The sequence below is a fragment of the Pseudorhizobium xiangyangii genome (assembly GCF_020531965.1).
GTDB classification, from domain to species: domain Bacteria; phylum Pseudomonadota; class Alphaproteobacteria; order Rhizobiales; family Rhizobiaceae; genus Neorhizobium; species Neorhizobium xiangyangii.
Genome location: NZ_JAJAWH010000001.1, coordinates 185578 through 203787 on the forward strand (window position 1 = coordinate 185578; position 18210 = coordinate 203787).

An 18210-nucleotide genomic window follows, 5' to 3' on the forward strand; every position below is an offset into this window, starting at 1 on the left:
CGCGTGGCAAATCCCACAACGGGCTGCCATCTCGATACCTATCCACTAGCGTTCGGACACCAGCGCGATGACAGGGACAACGGCAATCGCCACGACAGCCGCTCCGGCAAAGAAAACGCCGTATCCAAACGCGTTCGCGATTTGCCCGGCCGCCACTCCACCCGCCATGCTGACCAGCGCATCCATGCACTGGAAGAGCGTGAAATCGACGCCCGCCTGCCGTGGGTCGGACCAGCGCATGAACTGCGCGTAGAGCGCGACGAAACCGAAAGCCATGATGCCGGACGAGCTGGCAATGGCCAGCGCCATCAGAACCGGCACCGGGAATGCTCCGTTCCAGCCGGCAATCGCAAACAGGCTCAGCAGGACAGCCTGCAGGAAAAGAGCGAGGATCAGCACCGGCCTGATACCCCACATCCGCACGCAGGCACCGCCCAGGAGTGCCGCCGCCGATCCAATCAACAGGCTTCCGACGCCGTTCATCACGCCGATCGTCGCCAGATCAACGCCGCTATCGACGAGAAACGGCCCGATCATCCCCATCGCCATCTTCTGGGCGATCACGAAAGCCGCGGCGGCAACCAGGCCTCGCCGCAGTTGCGGTCGACGCAGGGCGGCGGCGAGCGATGGCACGTGCTCGCGCGTTTCATCCGGCATCCGGCTGGCAACACCGGAGAGGAAGGGGATGCCGAGAAGGACGAGGACCGCGGCCATCGTCCAGATGGCAACCTGCCAGCCGGAGGTGCCGACGAGATAGAGGAAAAGCCCGCCTCCCAAAGCGGAACCGAGATAGGCTCCCCCCACCTGCGCGGCATTCCCCCAACCATGGTGGCGTTGCGCAAGGCTCTGCACCGCAAAACCGTCGCAGGCGATGTCCACCGTCGATGCTGCGAAGGCGATAATCGTCAGCAACCCGAGAATGGGCAGGGCATTGGCCGGATCGAGCGCTCCGGCCAGAACAAGGCCGGCCACGGACGCCAGTCCGCCGGCCAGCACGATGACGCCCGATCGGTTGCGCCCCTTGGCCGGCAAGCGGTAGCGCTCCACCGCAGGTGCCCAGAGGAACTTGAACACCCAGGGCAGAGCAATAAGCGAGACGAGCCCGATCATGTCGAGCGGAACGCCCGCCTCGCGCATCACCGCCGGCAGGCCGCTCCAGGTGATGCCGCCGATAACGCTCTGGGCGACATAGAGCCCGGCGATGCCCGTCAGGAGCACCGCCGGCGTTGGTTGCTGCACGGACGACATCAGAAGCGGTAACGCAAGCTGCCGTAGATCGTGCGGCCTTCGTCCCAATAGCAGGATCCGGCCGAGCAAATCGGCTTCTGCGTGTCGAACAGGTTCTTCGCATTCACCTGTAGTGACAACCCTTCGAGGTCCGGATTGCGGTAGCCGAAGTCGTAGGAGAGAGCGGCATCCACGAAGACGCGGCTGTCATTCTCGAAGCTGTTCTGGTCATCGCCATAGCTGTCTCCCACATAGCGGACACCTGCCCCGAGACCGAGCCCCTGGAGCGGGCCGGATTCGACGAGGTAGTGCCCCCAGAGGGAGGCGATGTGATTGGGCGTCGCCGACAGCTCGTTGCCCTCGGTCCCCAGGCCGCCCTTGCGAATCTTCATGCGCTGGTAGGTGTAGGATGCAATCAGGCTGAAGCCGTTGTCGAAGGAGGCGTTTGCCTCCAGCTCGACGCCTCGGGAATTGAGGTCGCGGACAACCTGCTTGTTGATCCCGGCTGACGTATCGAAGACGATGCCATCATCCTGATCGATATCGAAGAATGCGGCGCTCAGGACGGCATTGGAATCCGGGATCTCGTATTTCACCCCGATTTCCTTCTGCCGACCGATCGTCGGATCTGCGACACGGCTCACCGTGGAGCTCGGGTCGTCGTAGACGAAACCGATGTTCGGCGAGAACGATGTCGAATAGCTGGCATAGGGGATCAGACCGATCTCCGTGCGATAGGAAAGACCGATGCGGCCCGAGAAGCCCTCATCCTTCTGGTTGCTCTCGGCAAAAGCAAAGTCGACAGCATCGGTATCGGTCCAATCGTACCGCGCGCTTCCGAACACTGTGAGATTATCCCATTCCATCTGATCATGGAGATAGATGCCCAGGAGGTTCGTCTTCTGGCTACCGATGAAGGGGGGCGGAGCACTTTGCACGTCCGCCAGATCAAAGGCGAAGGCGCTATAGGCGTTGTAGTCGGACCATCCGTAGTCGATGCCCGCTATCGCTGTATGGCTGACGGCGCCCGTGTCGAATTCGAACTGCGCCATCGTGTCGATCGCGAGATTTTTCAGGTCTTCCTTGTAGTGGCCCCAGTCGCGGACCGCCGGGATCCCGCTAAGCCCGCTATACTGCAAGTCGGCGTCAACCTCGCTGTACCGCAGATTTTGTCGCAGCGTGACGACGTCGTTCAACCTGTGCTCGAACTCGTAACCGATCCGACCTTGGCTCTGGTCGAAATCGTTCCAGTCCGGATCGCCACCGTAGATATCCGTGACCTCACCGTAGACCGGCTGGTAGAAGAAGGCCGTGCCACCGGTGCGCGCCTTCGAATACTCGCCGAGAACAGTAAGCTTGGTGTCCTCGTCAGGCTTCCACGTGAATGCGGGCGCGAGGTACAGCTTGTCGTCAGGATAGCCGGAAAGCTCGGTGTCGCTCTTCCGCCCCATCGCTGTGAAGCGGTAGAGCAGCGATTCGTCTTCGTTTGCCGGGCCGGAAAGATCCACCCCCGCCTGGTATCGGTTATCCTGGCCGATCCCCACCTCGACTTCGCGGAACGGCACGTCCTTGGGACGCTTCGTCACCATGTTGACGATACCGCCGGCGCCGCTCACGCCGTAGAGCGCTGACGACGGCCCCTTGAGAATGGTTATGCCCTCAAGGCCATAGGGTTCCGCGCGAAACCAGGCCGATGGCCCGTTCACCTGCTTCAGGCCGTCCCGGAACATGCCGGTATAATGCGTTGGAAAGCCGCGCAGGAAGAACGCGTCGTAGCGGGTGTCGAAGCCGAACGTATTCGGATTGGCACCGGCGGTATAGGTCAACGCCTCGTTCAGCGTGCGCGGACGCTGGTCCTCGATCTGGTCCTGAGTCACGACCGAGACCGCCTGCGGAAGCCTCACCAGCGGCGTATCCGTCTTCGTGCCGATCCGGTCGGTCTTCCCCACATAACCATCCTGGACGAGGATATCATCGCTCTCGGCCTCGATGGTGATCGTCTCGAGAACCGTTTCCTCTTGCGCCAGCGCACCGGGCGCTTGAAGGACGAGCGAAACTCCCGCCAGAAGCACGAGCCTCTGGCGCCAAAGCCTTGATCGGACAGACATAATTCATCCCCAAAAATGATATTGCCTGTTGGAATTCCCAAATTTGATTGAAAGGGTCAAGTATTCAGGGAACACTTAGCCAGAGGCATGCAAATCCACAACACCGGTCGTTTCATCGGATAGGGAAATCTCGCTTGCCGCCCCCGCCGGCCACCGCGACTTTCGCATCATTCACCAAAGCCGAATGCCATGGGCCGCTTTGAGCGTCCGTGCCGGCTTCAGCGTGCGATGCGTGTCGAAAGTATGAGGGATGAAAGGGTACGGTCCACTCCGTCGATGGCCCCTATTTCATCGATAAGCTGATCCAGTTCCGAGATGGATGGAGCAGCAATCATGGCGACGAGGTCATAAGAGCCGCTGACGGAATGAAGGGTCGTTACGGCCTGCAGCTTGCCGAGCGAAGAGGTCACCTGAGCCAGAGCCTTGGGCGCGATGGTGATCAGGATATGCGCCCGGATCAAGCTGGAAGCGTACTCATCCGACAACCTCACGCCGTAACCGGTGATCACCCCTTCCCTTTCGAGCCGCTCCAGCCGAGCCTGCACAGTGGTCCTGGACAAGGATAGCTTCTTTGCCAACGTCGCCACGGGCAGTCGCGCGTTCTCTCCCAGCAACGCGAGCAGTTCTCTGTCCTTCACCGTAAGCTGCATGCCCATCCCATCGATATGCCTAGATCTGTGGTCGATATGATCACATCGGTACCTCTATATGTCACTTTCGACGCTTCAGATCACCCGCCAGCCGTTTATCCTTATAAATATCCTATAGTCAAAGGCGGAGACGGACATGAAGGAAATCTTGGTAATCGGTGCCGGCAAGATCGGCGGAGCCATAGCACTGATGCTGGCGGAAACGGGTGACTATAAAGTCGTCATCGCCGACCGAAGCGAGGAGCAACTGGCCAAGATCGAACGGCATTCGGCTATCACGACAGCGGCCATCGATATTGCAGACCGCGACGCGCTGATCGAGGGACTCAGCGGCAAGTTCGCAGTATTGTCCGCAGCACCGTTCAACCTCACTGGCAGCATCGCCGAAGCTGCTCTCAAAGCCGGTGTTCATTATCTCGACCTTACGGAAGACGTAGCGACCACCAAGCTGGTTGAGCAGCTGGCGCAAGGCGCAAACACCGCTTTCATCCCCCAGTGCGGTCTCGCACCCGGCTTTATCTCGATCGTCGCAAACGACCTCGCCAAGCGGTTTGATTCTCTCGACAGCGTCCGCATGCGCGTTGGCGCATTGCCGCAGTACCCGTCCAACGCCTTGAACTACAATCTGACCTGGAGCACCGACGGTCTCATCAACGAGTACATCGAGCCTTGCGAAGCGATCGTCGAAGGCAAGCTCATCACTGTGCCGGCCATGGAGGAACGCGAGGAATTTTCGCTCGATGGCGTGACCTATGAGGCGTTCAACACGTCCGGTGGCTTAGGTACGCTCGCCAAGACGCTGGAAGGCCGCGTGCGAACGATGAACTATCGGACGATCCGCTATCCGGGCCATCAGGCGATCATCAAGGCCTTGCTGAACGATCTCAACCTGAAAAACCGCCGTGACGTGCTCAAGGATCTTTTCGAAAACGCACTTCCCGCGACCATGCAGGATGTCGTCGTCGTCTTCGTAACCGTTTGCGGCTGGAAGGACGGCCGCTACATGCAGGAGACTTACGCCAACAAGGTCTACGCCCGTGTTGTGTCAGGTCGGAAGATGAGCGCAATCCAGATCACGACGGCTGCGGGAATTGCCACCGTGCTCGACCTCCTGGCAAACGGCAAGCTCCCTGCGAAGGGCTTCGTCCGGCAGGAAGAAATCGCCTTGGCCGATTTCCTCAGCAACCGTTTCGGCCGCGTATACGATCCGGAAGCACTGCGTCTGAAGGAAGCCGTCTAAGGTTTCCAAGCCACAGGAAAGCGCTCGGCGAGTACCGCCGGGCGCTGACGATACCGGGACCATACTGGGAACGGAGACTTTTAGGCGGTGAGCTGGTTGATGATCACCAGCGGATGACGGATCAGGCTTCCTTCGATAGCCTTCACCTGCGAGCGGCAGGAATAGCCCGTCGCCATCAACACCTCATCATTGGCCGCCGACCCGACAATCGCTTTCCAGCTCATCGCATAGAGCTTCTCGGACATCGCCCGGTTGGAAACTTCATGTCCAAACGTCCCCGCCATGCCGCAACATCCCGTGTCAGGCGTGGTCAGGCTGATCCCGAGGTGATCGAAAACCACTGTCCATTGCTTCGCCAAAGCGGGAGCATTGCTTCGTTCGGTACAGTGCCCCAGCAATTTGAAAGCGTGCCGCGGCGCATGTTTTGAAACCGCCAAGTGCTGCAGGTTGCGGCTCAGCCACTCCTGTGGAAGCAGCACCTCGACCGTTCCGGATGGCTGATCCGGCGTTCGATACTCGCTCCGGTAGGTCATTGTCATGGACGGGTCTATCCCGACCAGTGTCACCCCAAGGGCCGAGATCTCATTCAGATAGCGCGATTGTTTTTCAGCGACTTGCCCGAACTTCTTCAGGTACCCATGGACATGCAGTGGCTTGCCGTTGCCCAACTCCGCCGCGATGTAGGGCCTGAATCCCATCCGCCTCGCAAGCTCCATGCCGGAAGCCACGGCAGCGGGCTCAAAGTGAGCGGTGAACATGTCTGCGACGAAGACGACAACCTTCGCCCGCTCCTCAGGCGACAACCTGCCGATCGTTTCAAGCGTCGCCTCGCCCGCCGAAAACGGACCGATTTCTTCCTTCAGGTTACGTTTTGGGAGTTTTGGCAGGGCAGTGAGGCCAAAGGCCCGCACCAGTGACCTTCCGGCGGTCGTCGATACAGCGAGGTTATAGATTGGCCTGAGACGCACCATGAGCGGCAGAAGCGTCTCGATAGACCCGACCATGGAATGCTTGAGGGGGCGAAGATAGCGGCCGTAGTAAAGCTCATAGAATTTGGCGCGAAATGCCGGGACGCTCACCTTGACGGGACACTGACCGGCGCAGGCTTTGCACGCGAGGCAATTGTCCATGGCGGCGCGCACCTCGTGGGAGAAGTCGCTCCGGTTCCTTGGATCGAGAGAGTTGAGCGCCCGCCTGATAGCGGCCGGCAGCGGGCTTGCATGGCGATGCCGTTTCGCCACTTCCCGCGGATCTACACCGAGTTCCGCGAGCTGTCGCAGCCATTCACGCATCAATGATGCTCGCCCTTTCGGCGAGTATCGGCGATCACGTGTTGCCTTGAAAGACGGGCACATCGGGCTTGTCTCGTCGAAGTCGAAACATGCGCCGTTCCCATTGCAATATGCCGCGTTGTCGAACGCTGCTCGTATATCGTTGCCCAATACGCGATCGAAGCTGCCGCGCGTCGGCACCTCATCGATTTTGAGCAGCGAGGAGCCTTCCGGCGCGGCAATCTTGCCGGGGTTCATCCGGTTCCATGGGTCGAACGCCCGCTTGATCTGCTGGAGGCTGGGATACACTGGCCCGAAGAACTCCGGCACATACTCGGAGCGCACGCCTTTGCCATGCTCCCCCCAGAGAACACCTCCGTATTTCCGGGTCAGGGCAACGACAGCATCCGAGATTTTCCGGACCAGCGGCTCGTGGTCGGCGCGCGTCAGGTCCAGTGCCGGACGTACATGCAGGACGCCCACGTCCACATGCCCGAACATGCCATAAGAAAGGCCCTCGTTGTCGAGAAGGCTACGGAATTCGCGGATATAAGCCGCCAGATTTTCCGGCGGGACTGCGGTGTCCTCGACGAAGGGAACGGGGCGCACCGACCCTTCGACATTCCCGAGAAGACCAACCGCACGCTTCCGCATTGTCCAGATCGCGTCGATATCGGCCTTGTTGCTCGTGGTCGTGTACCCGAGGTGGCGCGCCGTATGGCTCGCGTCCAGCGTCGACGTGACTTCTTCCAGCTTGCGAGCCAGCCCCTCTGCATCGTCCGCCAGGACCTCGACGATATTTATTCCGTTCGCAGGAGCGTTGCCCTCATCGGGGAAGAAGCCCGCGATCCCCGTCCAGACGATATCGCCTTTGGCGAGAGACAGGACTTTCTCATCGATGGTCTCGACGGAGGCCACCTTCAGGTCGACGAGAGCCCTCGCATCCTCAAGAGCTGTGTTGAAGTCACCGTACCGTATATTGATAAGCGCGGCGTATTTCGGGATCGGCAGCAGGTTCAACTCTGCTTCCGCGATGAACGCGAGAGTGCCCTCCGATCCGCACAGCACCGCATTGATGTCGAACCTGCCATCTTCACGGATGACGTGGGCGAGGTCGTAACCTGTCATATACCGATTGAGATTGGGAAAGACTGCCTTGATCTCGCTCTGCTTCTCCCGGACGATCTTTTCAACGGTTCGGAAGACGGCTCCGACGCTGTCCTCACGCTTGAGCTGTCCCGCGAGTTCCTCCTTATCCAGGGGGCGTGACCACCAGTCGGTACCGTCGCTGAGAACGGCACGCAGGCCCAGAACGTGGTTGGAGGTCTTGCCGTAAATGCAGGAGCCCTGACCGCAAGCATCCGTCGAGATCATCCCGCCGATCGTAGCGCGATTTGACGTCGACAGTTCCGGTGCGAAAAAGAGGCCGTAGGGCTCGAGCGCACGGTTCAACTGATCCTTGACAACTCCGGCCTCCACGCGGGCGACACGCCGGACCGGGTCGATATCGAGGATCCTGTTCATGTGTCGCGAACAGTCGACCACAAAACCGGACGTGAGCGACTGACCATTCGTCCCGGTCCCGCCACCGCGAGGCGCTATCGCGACATTCCTGAAAGCAGGTTCATTCAAGACCGTGCCGATAACCACGAGATCATCGACGCCCCTCGGAAAGAGGATGCCTAGAGGTTCAACCTGATAAATCGAGTTGTCGGTGGCAAAGACCGTGCGGGAGGCTTTGCGGGTTTCGATGTCGCCCTCGAACCCGACCTCGACCAGCCGCTCGACAAAGCCGGGCGGCTGGAGGGTTGACTGCGTACTGGTATTTAACCGCGGGATCATGGAGAGCCTTGCTCAACTCCGCAAAGGCACGCGATCAGCGTAAAGCCTCGCAGGCGCGTGCGATGCGGTTCAGCGCTTCGATAAGCTCCACCTCCGCCGTTGCATAGGAGATCCTGAAGAACGGAGACAACCCGAACGCCGAACCGGGAACAACCGCAACATGCGCCTCTTCCAGAAGGTAGTCGGTAAAGTCGGCATCGGTGTCGATCTTTCGTCCCTTGGGAGTTGTCTTTCCCAGGACGCCAGCGCAGTTCGCAAACGTGTAGAACGCGCCTTCCGGGACGCGGCACTCTATGCCGTCGATGGCGTTGAGTCCGTTCACGACAAGATCACGGCGCTTGCGGAAGCTCAGCTGACGACCCTCCAGGAAATCCTGCGGCCCGTTCAATGCCTCGACAGAGGCCGCCTGGCTGACAGAAGACGGGCACGAGGTGGCCTGGCTCTGGATGACCGCCATGGCCTTGATCAAAGCCTTGGGACCACCTGCATAGCCGATGCGCCAGCCTGTCATGGCGTACGCTTTGGACACGCCGTTGATGGTGAGTGACCGCTCTTTCAGCCGTGGTTCGATTGCGACGGGCGTAACGAAGTCAAAATCGTCGTACACGATGTGCTCGTACATATCGTCCACCATCAGCCAGACATGCGGATGGCGCATCAGGACGTCCAGCAGAGGACGATAGTCATCGGTGCTGTATGCGGCACCTGACGGGTTTGAAGGCGAGTTGAGAAGCAGCCAGCGGGTCTTCGGAGTGACCGCCTTCTCAAGCTGCTCGGCGGTCAGGCGGAAACCCGCATCCGCGTCGCACGGAATGAGTACTGCCTTGCCACCGCAGATCTCGACGATGTCGGAGTACGACGTCCAGTACGGCGTCGGGATGATGACTTCGTCGCCCGGGTCGAGTGTTGCCATGAAGGCATTGAACAGGATCTGCTTGGCACCCGTTGCGACCGTGACTTCGTCGATCGCGTAGTCGATCCCATTCTCGCGGCGAAATTTTTCGACAACCGCCTTCTTCAAGGCGGGCGTTCCGTCCAGTGCCGTGTACTTGGTATCGCCGGCATCTATGGCGGCTTTCGCAGCGTCCTTGATATTCTGCGGCGTATCGAAATCGGGTTCACCAGCCCCGAGAATGATGATCGGCAGGCCATCTCGCTTCATGGCAGCAGCGCGAGCGCCGATCTGTACAATCCTGGATACGCCGACGGCCGCAATGCGCGACGCAGGTTTGAACTGCGCCGCTTCGACCTTGGTGTTGATGGTCATGGTCACAACCGCCTTATTCGATATCGAAGGAAACGCCTTGGGCGAGCGGAAGAGCCTTGGAATAGTTTACCGTGTTGGTGGCACGGCGCATGTAAGCCCTCCAGGAGTCAGAGCCGGACTCACGACCGCCGCCCGTTTCCTTTTCGCCGCCAAACGCGCCGCCGATTTCAGCTCCGGAGGTGCCGATGTTGACGTTGGCGATACCGCAGTCCGATCCATCCGCCGACAAGAACCGCTCTGCTTCACGCATATCGAGGGTGAAGATCGAGGAAGACAGTCCCGCACCGACGTTGTTGTGATCTGCAAGTACGGCTTCGAAATCGCTGTACTTCATGACGTACAGGATAGGAGCGAAGGTCTCTTCGAGAACCGGACCCTCATGTTTCGGCATCTCGACCAAAGCGGGCCTGACGTAGAAGGCATCTGCAAGGCCAAGATCGATGCGGGCGCCCCCGGTGACAGCGCCGCCATGGGCCTTCGCTTCGGACAGGGCCTTCTGCATGCCGTCGAAGGCAAGCTTGTCGACCAGCGGGCCGACCAGTGCAGACGTTTCAAGGGGGTTGCCCACCGAAACGCTTTCATAGGCCTTCTTCAGGCGCGGCACGAGTTGGTCATAGACGCTTTCGTGCACGAAAAGACGCCGAAGCGTGGTGCAACGTTGGCCGGCGGTGCCCATGGCGCCAAACGCGATGGCGCGCAACGCCATGTCGAGATCAGCCGACGGGCAGACGATCCCGCCATTGTTTCCGCCAAGCTCCAGGATCGCCCTCGCGAAGCGCTTCGCGAGACGCGGGCCGACATCGCGCCCCATCCGCGTTGAACCGGTGGCAGATACGAGCGGGACCTTGGGATGATCGACAAGCACTTCGCCCACCGTGCGATCACCGATCAGAACCTGCGAGAGACCTGCCGGTGCATCGCCGTAACGCGCAAGCGCACGCTCAAGGATTGCCTGGGAGGCCAACGCCGTCAGTGGCGTCTTTTCGGAAGGCTTCCAGACGACTGCGTTTCCGCAGACGAGGGCCAGCGCCGCATTCCACGCCCATACGGCGACCGGAAAGTTGAAGGCCGAAATGATCCCGATGACGCCGAGCGGATGCCATGTCTCCATCATCCGGTGGCCAGGGCGTTCCGTTGCGATCGTCAAGCCGTAGAGCTGGCGCGACAGGCCAACGGCAAAGTCGCAGATGTCGATCATTTCCTGGACTTCGCCCAGCCCCTCGGACGGGATCTTGCCGGCCTCGATCGAGACGAGACGACCGAGATCGTCCTTGGCTGCACGCAGTTCCTCGCCAAGCAGACGGACCAGTTCGCCGCGCTTGGGAGCCGGCACCAGACGCCAGGTGCGGAATGCGTCGTGCGCAGTTTCGATCGCCGCGGCAGCCTCATCGGATGAAACGGTCTTCAGGTTGCCGATCTTCTCACCGGTGATGGGCGAAAAGGATGCCATCTGTCCCTGAGTGTAGAGCGACTTGTCCACGCCCAGGCGCGCAAGGATGGCAGCAGCCTCATCGGCCATGGAAACTGACTTTACAGCGATGTTCATCGAATGAACCTCCAGTTGGAATGGGTGATTGCGAGCAGATTATTCGGCTGCCGCGCGCTTTGATAGAGTGTTGAGGCATTCATCCAGCGATGACTTTTCCATGCCTGCATAGTGATCGAACTCGTTCAGCACCTTGACGCCCAGATCGGTTTCGAAGCGTTGCTGGTTCGGGCTTGCCACGAAATCCTGCTGGTCTCCGTCGCCGAGGTTTGACTGGAAAATTCCAGCGGCGCTGACCGGGAGGAAATCTTCATAGACGATCGGATCGAACTGGATCAAACCATCGGCGATCAACCTGTCCACATCGACCGGTGCAGTCAGGGTCGTGGCCCTGCCCTTCTCGGTCAAAGAATAGCTGAAGTAGCCAAGCTCGTCCTCACGTATCGCTGCCCAGTTGTCCGGGAAGGCCTCGAAAGTCTGAGCGAGCGCCGATTCATAGGCCCTGGCATTCGACCCGTCAGCCGCCGGGCGGACAACTTTTCGCGACTCATCGAGAAGCTGGTCATATAGCGCGCGCCCTTTTGGCGTGAGTGCGATGCCGCGCTGCTCGATCTCTCCAAACCGGGCGGTATGGGACCCAGCCTGCCAACCGCCGCTGCTATCCTTGAACGAGACGGACTCTTCCAGAGCCTTGAAAGACGTTTGCCGCAAGAGGACGGGGCATTCCCGCGTCGGCGGACCTTCAACGACTGCCTTCGGGGCGATAGCATATTCCGGCATGAGCGCCTGTACCCGGTCGATGTCGAGAGTGCGCGGCGTCAGGTGGTTGATGTGCGGCCCCTTGAACGAAACCACGTCAGCGATCAGACGATGCGCATCATGGAGCCGGTGATACATGTCAGCATCAACGTTGGCCTTGTCGTGCCACCGGAAAGTCTCCAGTACTTCCGTTACAAACCGCTTTCCGTCGGCGGGGCTAAGCCCCCCTTCCCGCTCCGCTTTCTGCGTCAGCGCGATTGCAAACTCAGTGAAAATCTGTCGCTCCGAAAGAACGCGGGCGGCTTCTTCTCGCAGCGCCTCGTCCGCAATCAGGTCGAGCCGGAGCAACGACGTGAAGACCCGGAACGGGTTGCGCTTCAGCGCCACTTCACCGACGGGCCGGAAGGCCGTGGAATGGACAGGCACACCTGCGGTGGACAGATCATAGTATCCCACCGGATACATGCCCATGACCGCAAAGACGCGCCGCATCATGGCGAGTTCCGCCGCCGTTCCAAGGCGGATTGCTCCGTGTCGTTCCTCGGAAATGCGATCAAGGCTGTCGGTGGCTTCAAGGCGGGACTTCAGTTCAGGACGCGCCTGCAAGGTCTCGTCATTCACCTTCGCGACCAGTTCCATCAATGTTCCGTAGGCGGGAACCTCCTCCCGATACATGGCGGACATTGCAGCCGAAAACGCTGCACGGATTTCGCAAGGGGAGACAATAGCGGGGGTCATGGCCTGTCCTCAAACACGTATTTCATTCCAGAACGGCACCATATGCTGTATTTCTAACCCGGTATTGTGATAAATTCACCTAAGTTGATGCGAAATTGGAATGACAATGCGACGGCGCCTGACCCCTGACATCGTTAACCTTCACGCATTCGAATGCGCCGCCCGGCATCAGAATTTCTCAAGGGCCGCAGAGGAGCTCAATCTTACCCAGAGTGCGGTCAGTCGGCAGATAGCCGAACTGGAGCAGCAGACGGGGCTCAAGCTTTTCGAGAGGATCAGACAACGGGTCATCCTTTCGGAAGCTGGTCAGCGCTTGCTTCCTGAAGTGGAGAAACTGCTGCAGCAATCCGAGCGACTGATGATCGGCGCAATTGCGGCGCGCCAGATGAAGGCTTCCCTGAAGGTCGCGACCCTTCCAACGTTTGGCACGAAATGGCTCGTTCCCAGACTGAAAGGCTTTTTGACGGACCAGCAGGACATCGCGATCAACGTTGAATCTCGCGTTGCTCCTTTCAGCCTCTCCGAAGAGGGCTTCGACCTCGCCATTCATTTCGGTCAACCTGTCTGGGCCGGGGGTGTTCCCAGATTTCTTTGCGACGAAAAAGTGCTTCCCGTCGCCAGCAGGGAGTTTGCGGCAAATATCGGCCACACCCAGCCCGTCGATTTCTCATGCCTCCCGCTGCTGCAGTTGGCCACAAGGCCAAAGCTATGGGCGGAGTGGTTTGAGTTGAACGGCATGTCCGCTGAAGCCGCCTACCATGGCGCTCGGTTCGATCAGTTCTCGATGATTATCGCAGCCGTGATCTCCGGCCTGGGTGTCGGGCTTTTGCCGACATATCTGATCGAAGACGAGCTGCGTTCCGGTCTTATCGCACCGTTGTCGAAAACACCGATGGTAACCCAGAATGCGTATTTCATTGTCAGGCCGGAAACCAAGATGACGAACCGCGCGGCCGACCTGTTTGAAGACTGGCTTCTGTCACAGGTCGGATAGCAAACTCCGGCATGCGAGAGATCGCCGTGACATATTGAGCGAACGACACTCCTGGCTTCCCGCGTTCAAAGCAAGCCGCGGAAGAGCAGCACGAATGCCGACGCCGAGGACACGACAAGAACGACGACCTTCACCTGTCCGCGGTCGACCAGCCGGCGTCCCCAGCCAGAAAGCAGGAAGCCCGCGAAGGCAAAGGGAAGCATCATGGCTGCCAACAGCACATCCGAGGTGCTGAAACGCCCCGCCACGATGAGAGCGGCAATCGAGATTGCCCCTCCGACAACGAAAAATGCGTTGAGCGTGGCCCGCATCCGTGGACCGCTGGAGTTCTGGTAGACCATTGCCATCGGGGGCGAGCCAATCGATGTCAACGTTCCCATGAACCCCGACATCGCTCCCGCGAAGAAGAGCGACGTGCGAGTAGCCTCGATTTTCATTCCCAGGAAACTGAACGCCACCGCGATCAGGACCGCAGCACCGAAGACAGTCGCAAAGGAGTCCGGGCTGAGCAGGCCGAGGCAAAACGCGGCGGCTATTGCCGCCAGCAGTCGACCGGACAGTGAAAAGGCGAGGTCTGCGCGGCTGACGTCACTCCATTCGGTTATCGCACCGCTTGCACTGACTGCAACGGCCATCGCCAGCATCGGACCCGGAACAAACGAAGGATCGATGATGGCGAGTATCGGCGCTGCCAACATGCTGAAACCATAGCCAGTCGAGCCTTGCACAGCACCGGCAAGCACAAGCGCGACAGCAGCGGCCACGCCTGCAGGACTAAATAGCAGTTCCATCATGCCGGGCGGTTCCAGCATGCAGCCGAGTGATCGGGGGTTTTATGCAGCAAAGGTGGCTCTTCCTCACGACAGCGTTGCGTCGCCAGGGCGCAACGGGGATGAAATCGACAGCCCTTGGGAGGATCGGCGATGTCCACGGATTCGCCTGGCGCGATGATACGTTGCCTCGCCCTCTGTATCTTGGGATTGGCGACGGGCACCGCCGAAAGCAGCGACTCCGTATAGGGATGGATGGGTCGGTTATAGATCTCCTCGCTGGGAGCGATCTCGACGATCCGCCCCGCATACATGATGGCAACCCGATGGGAAATGTGCCGTACGACTGCAAGGTCGTGGGCGATAAACAGATACGACAACCCGAAATCGCGCTGGAGATCCTGCAACAGGTTGACGACCTGGGCACGCACCGAGACATCAAGCGCGGAGACCGGTTCGTCCGCAACGATCAGCGACGGCTTCAGCGCGAGCGCACGGGCGATGCCGATACGCTGCCGCTGCCCGCCGGAGAAGCTGTGGGGGTATCGGTCGGCGGCGTCGCGGGAAAGGCCGACCCGCTCGAGGAGCTCGGCGACGACCATCTCGCTCCCTTCTGCCAAGCCATGAACCCGCAGCGGCTCCGCGACGATGTCGCGAACCTTCATGCGCGGGTTTAACGAGGTATAGGGATCCTGGAGAACGATCTGCATTCGCGAGCGTAGGCGCCGCAGTTCTTCCCCCCTCAGATGCGTTATGTCTTTTCCGTCAAAGATGATCTTGCCCTGTGCAACCCCGAGCCGCCGTAGAACCGCCCTGCCCACGGTGGTCTTCCCCGAACCTGATTCACCGACCAGGCCGAGTGTCTCGCCGGGAAAAAGATCGAAGCTGACGTCGTTCACAGCATTTAAGGTACGGCGCTTGCGGAAAAGACCTCCGGACGAGAGCTCGTAATCGATAGCCAGGCCGGAAACGGACAGAATGGGAGCCTGCATCATACTGCCTCCTTCCAAGCGTCAATGCCGGCCTTGCAGCAGGCGACCGCCCCGGCCCCGAAGGCCTTCAGTGACTGAGGTTTGTCGCAGCCACCGTCCCCTGCCGGGCAGCGGGGGAGAAAGGCGCAACCCGAAGGAGGATCAAGCAAGCCCGGCGGCGTACCGGATATAGAGACCAACCGTTCGTCCTTGACGTCGAGCTGTGGTGTCGAACGGATCAGACCTTGAGTGTAGGGGTGCGAAGGACTTTCGAATATGTCGTAGACAGAGCCTGTCTCGACGATTTGTCCCGCGTACATTACCGCCACCCGATCGCATAGGCCGGCAACGATCCCCAGATCGTGCGTAATCAGTATGATTGCCAGACCGATGGTTTCCCTCAGTTCAGCCAGCAGCTCGAGGATCTGCGCCTGTATGGTCACATCCAGCGCCGTTGTCGGCTCATCGGCGATGAGCAGCTTGGGTTCGCAAGCGATGCCCATCGCGATCATGACCCGTTGGCGCATCCCACCGGACAACTCATGAGGATACTGGTTGAGCCGCCGCTCCGGCCCGGAGATCCCAACCAGCGACAGCAGTTCCACCGCACGCTTTCGCGCGGCCTGCCGGCTGAACCCCAAGTGCAGCTCGATCACCTCGGATATCTGCGCTCCAACGGTCATCAGCGGATTGAGGGAAGTCATCGGGTTCTGGAAGACCATCGTGACTTCCTTCCCCAGGATGTGACGGGCGCCCACCTTGGCCGCGGTTAAGGGCTGGCCTTCCCAAAGGATATCGCCTCCGGAAATCCGGCCCGGCACATCGATCAGGCCCATGATCGCCTGCGCGGTCACGCTCTTGCCTGAACCGGATTCCCCGACGATCGCCAGCGTCTCTCCCGGTGCAATAGAAAGGGAAACGCCGCGGAGAGCCTGGACGGTCCCTGCACGGGTGTCGAAGTTGACTTCAAGGTTGTTGATCTGAAGCAGGAAGGAATTCATGCGTTCGCTCCCCGTGTGCGCCGGCGTCGTTTGGCGGCTTCGGCGCGTGCAAAACGCCTCTCCCGCTCCTCAGGATCGGCGGTAACCCTGAGCCAGTTCGCAAACAGATTGATGGAGAGGACCGTGGCAACGATGGTCAGACCGGGGAAAGTAACAAGCCACCACGCGATGAAGAGGTAATCGCGTCCGGAAGCAACATCGAGACCCCATGACGTTGCAGGCGGCTGCACGCCGAAGCCGAGGAAGGACACGGCCGCTTCCGCCAGAACGATATTGGTGAACTCCAGGATCGCCAGTGTGAGGAGCGGCGACACCAGATTGGGAAGGATGTGCCTGAAGATAACGCGACCCGGCTTGCAACCGATGAGTTCGGCCGCCTCGACGTAGGGCGTTTGACGTGTCGACGACACAATTCCACGAATGAGCCTGGCGTAGACCATCCAGTTGGTCATCGACAGCACCGCGACAAGTGTCCAGATGCCGGGGCCAAGCATGGCGACGACAAGCAGGATAAGAAATATGCCTGGGAAACTGACCTGTATATCGACGATGCGCATGAGCAGCGTGTCGGTACGCCCTCCGGCGAAACCCGCCCACAGTCCGACAAGCGTGCCGAGCGTTGCCGCCAGAAGACAGGTAACCGCGCCGATCGTCAGGGTCGCTCTAGCGCCCCAGATAATTCTGGACAGCACATCACGTCCAAGGTTGTCGGTACCAAGCAGATGATCCCATGTGCCTCTGGCCATCCAGACAGGAGGCTTCAGTCGCGCTGTGATCGCCTGCGCTGCCGGATCATAGGGGGCGATGAGTGGTGCGAATACAGCCATCAGGATGAGAAGCAGAATGATGACAAGACCGACAGCTGCGGCCTTGTCCTGCCACAGTTCAGCAATGGCGCCGCGCAGGCCCGAGGCGGCGGCAGCGGAAGGAACATGGGTGGATGAAGTAGCCATTAATTCAGCTCGATTCTCGGATCGACCGCCTTCGACAAGATGTCGAGAACAATGCCAATGATCACAATCAGGATGGCGATGACGAAGACGATCGCCTGCATCAGGAAGAGGTCACCGCGCTGGATCGCCTGGACAGCGGTCAATCCCAATCCCGGCCACGCAAAGACGGTCTCGACGACAACCGTGTAACCGGAAAGCGTCGAGATCAGCTCCCATCCGGAGATCGACAGGAACGGCACCAGGATATTGCGCAGCGTGTGGACGCGCAGGATACGTGGCAGGCCAAGCCCCTTTGCGCGGGCCGTTTTCACGTACTGCTTGTTCAGCTCGTCGATCATGGCTGCCCGCACCATCATCGTGAAGCGCGCAAGCGGCGTCAGCGATAGCGTCAGTGCCGGAAGCACGATGTGCGCCACAGTTCCCATCCCTGACGTGGGGAGCCACTTCAGCTGGACAGCGAATATGAGGATGGCGATCAGACCAATCCAGAACTGGGGCATTGCCAGCCCGAGAAGGCCGATGGACATCGTCAGCCGATCGACTAGGCCTCCCGGTCGGAGCGCGGCTATGGCACCCAGAGGTATCGACAGGATAACAGCGCTTCCGAGCCCCGCCGCAATCAGCAACATCGTGTTTGGAAGTCGCTCGAACACGACATCGATAGCTGGCCGCCGTTGCCAGAGGCTGTTACCGAAGTCCAGGGTAACGATGTCACCAAGGAAGCGCATAAACTGCGCGGCGATTGGCTGGTCGAGCCCGATCTGCTGCGCGAATGCGATCCTTTGGGCTTCCGTTGCGCTGAGAGGAAGCATCAACGAGACCGGATCGCCGGCCAGACGCGTCACGACAAAGACGGTCGCAGATACGCCGAAGACGACGAGCACTCCCTGGAAGAGCCGGCGCAGAATGAATTGTAGCATGTGAGTTTACCGC

General features: G+C 59.9%; 14 protein-coding genes. 2 read left to right on the forward strand and 12 right to left on the reverse strand.

The window, feature by feature from the left end; genetic code table 11:
• Nucleotides 1-45 precede the first annotated feature (45 nt).
• The 3 genes from LH464_RS00895 to LH464_RS00905 all read right to left on the reverse strand — a co-directional run bounded on the left by LH464_RS00895 (nucleotide 46) and on the right by LH464_RS00905 (nucleotide 3985).
• Nucleotides 46-1248 (reverse strand): MFS transporter, encoded by a 1203-nt coding sequence (locus LH464_RS00895; RefSeq protein WP_226784462.1) that lies wholly within the window; start codon nucleotides 1246-1248, stop codon nucleotides 46-48.
• Nucleotides 1248-3335: a TonB-dependent siderophore receptor gene (locus tag LH464_RS00900; RefSeq protein WP_226784463.1), complete on the reverse strand. Its 2088-nt coding sequence runs from the start codon at nucleotides 3333-3335 to the stop codon at nucleotides 1248-1250. The genes LH464_RS00895 and LH464_RS00900 overlap by 1 nt, the downstream gene beginning before the upstream one ends.
• 218 nt (nucleotides 3336-3553) lie before the next feature.
• The gene (locus LH464_RS00905; RefSeq protein WP_226784464.1) at nucleotides 3554-3985 is read right to left on the reverse strand and encodes an Lrp/AsnC family transcriptional regulator; all 432 of its coding nucleotides are present in this window, start codon (nucleotides 3983-3985) and stop codon (nucleotides 3554-3556) included.
• Between the two features lie 136 nt (nucleotides 3986-4121).
• Here LH464_RS00905 and LH464_RS00910 point away from each other — a divergent pair, with 136 nt between their 5' ends.
• Nucleotides 4122-5225 carry a saccharopine dehydrogenase family protein gene (locus LH464_RS00910; RefSeq protein WP_226784465.1) on the forward strand — a complete coding sequence of 368 codons (1104 nt, stop codon included), beginning with the start codon at nucleotides 4122-4124 and terminating at the stop codon, nucleotides 5223-5225.
• Between the two features lie 80 nt (nucleotides 5226-5305).
• Here the strand turns inward: LH464_RS00910 and ydiJ are convergent, their stop codons facing one another.
• From ydiJ to hglS, 4 genes are read right to left on the reverse strand one after another with little or no spacing between them, the layout of a single operon-like run.
• Entirely contained in the window at nucleotides 5306-8338 is a 3033-nt protein-coding gene (gene ydiJ, locus LH464_RS00915; RefSeq protein WP_226784466.1) for a D-2-hydroxyglutarate dehydrogenase YdiJ, read from the reverse strand.
• Nucleotides 8339-8372: 34 nt separating this feature from the next.
• Nucleotides 8373-9605, reverse strand: a complete 1233-nt coding sequence (locus tag LH464_RS00920) for a pyridoxal phosphate-dependent aminotransferase (RefSeq protein WP_226784467.1) — start codon at nucleotides 9603-9605, stop codon at nucleotides 8373-8375.
• A 13-nt stretch (nucleotides 9606-9618) separates the two neighbouring features.
• Entirely contained in the window at nucleotides 9619-11151 is a 1533-nt protein-coding gene (amaB, locus tag LH464_RS00925) for an L-piperidine-6-carboxylate dehydrogenase (RefSeq protein ID WP_226784468.1), read from the reverse strand.
• Between the two features lie 39 nt (nucleotides 11152-11190).
• Nucleotides 11191-12588 carry a 2-oxoadipate dioxygenase/decarboxylase HglS gene (gene hglS, locus LH464_RS00930; RefSeq protein ID WP_226784469.1) on the reverse strand — a complete coding sequence of 466 codons (1398 nt, stop codon included), beginning with the start codon at nucleotides 12586-12588 and terminating at the stop codon, nucleotides 11191-11193.
• Between the two features lie 100 nt (nucleotides 12589-12688).
• On the opposite strand from hglS, the gene LH464_RS00935 reads away from it, so the two are divergent.
• Complete coding sequence (locus LH464_RS00935; protein ID WP_226784470.1) at nucleotides 12689-13582, forward strand: LysR family transcriptional regulator; 894 nt, start codon at nucleotides 12689-12691, stop codon at nucleotides 13580-13582.
• A 65-nt stretch (nucleotides 13583-13647) separates the two neighbouring features.
• On the opposite strand, the gene LH464_RS00940 is transcribed toward LH464_RS00935, so the two are convergent.
• Genes LH464_RS00940 through LH464_RS00960 form a run of 5 tightly spaced genes read right to left on the reverse strand, consistent with a single transcriptional unit; the run spans nucleotide 13648 to nucleotide 18197 of the window.
• On the reverse strand, nucleotides 13648-14376 hold the full coding sequence (locus tag LH464_RS00940; protein WP_226784471.1) for a sulfite exporter TauE/SafE family protein: 729 nt from the start codon (nucleotides 14374-14376) through the stop codon (nucleotides 13648-13650).
• A complete protein-coding gene (locus LH464_RS00945; RefSeq protein WP_226784472.1) occupies nucleotides 14373-15347 on the reverse strand; it encodes an ABC transporter ATP-binding protein in 975 nt (324 codons plus the stop codon). The genes LH464_RS00940 and LH464_RS00945 overlap by 4 nt, the downstream gene beginning before the upstream one ends.
• Nucleotides 15344-16324: an ABC transporter ATP-binding protein gene (locus LH464_RS00950; protein ID WP_226784473.1), complete on the reverse strand. Its 981-nt coding sequence runs from the start codon at nucleotides 16322-16324 to the stop codon at nucleotides 15344-15346. The genes LH464_RS00945 and LH464_RS00950 overlap by 4 nt, the downstream gene beginning before the upstream one ends.
• Nucleotides 16321-17277 (reverse strand): ABC transporter permease, encoded by a 957-nt coding sequence (locus tag LH464_RS00955; protein WP_226784474.1) that lies wholly within the window; start codon nucleotides 17275-17277, stop codon nucleotides 16321-16323. The genes LH464_RS00950 and LH464_RS00955 overlap by 4 nt, the downstream gene beginning before the upstream one ends.
• Nucleotides 17277-18197, reverse strand: coding sequence for an ABC transporter permease (locus LH464_RS00960; protein ID WP_226784475.1), 921 nt, complete (start codon nucleotides 18195-18197; stop codon nucleotides 17277-17279). Before LH464_RS00960 ends, LH464_RS00955 begins: the two co-directional genes overlap by 1 nt.
• Between the last annotated feature and the right edge of the window lie 13 nt (nucleotides 18198-18210).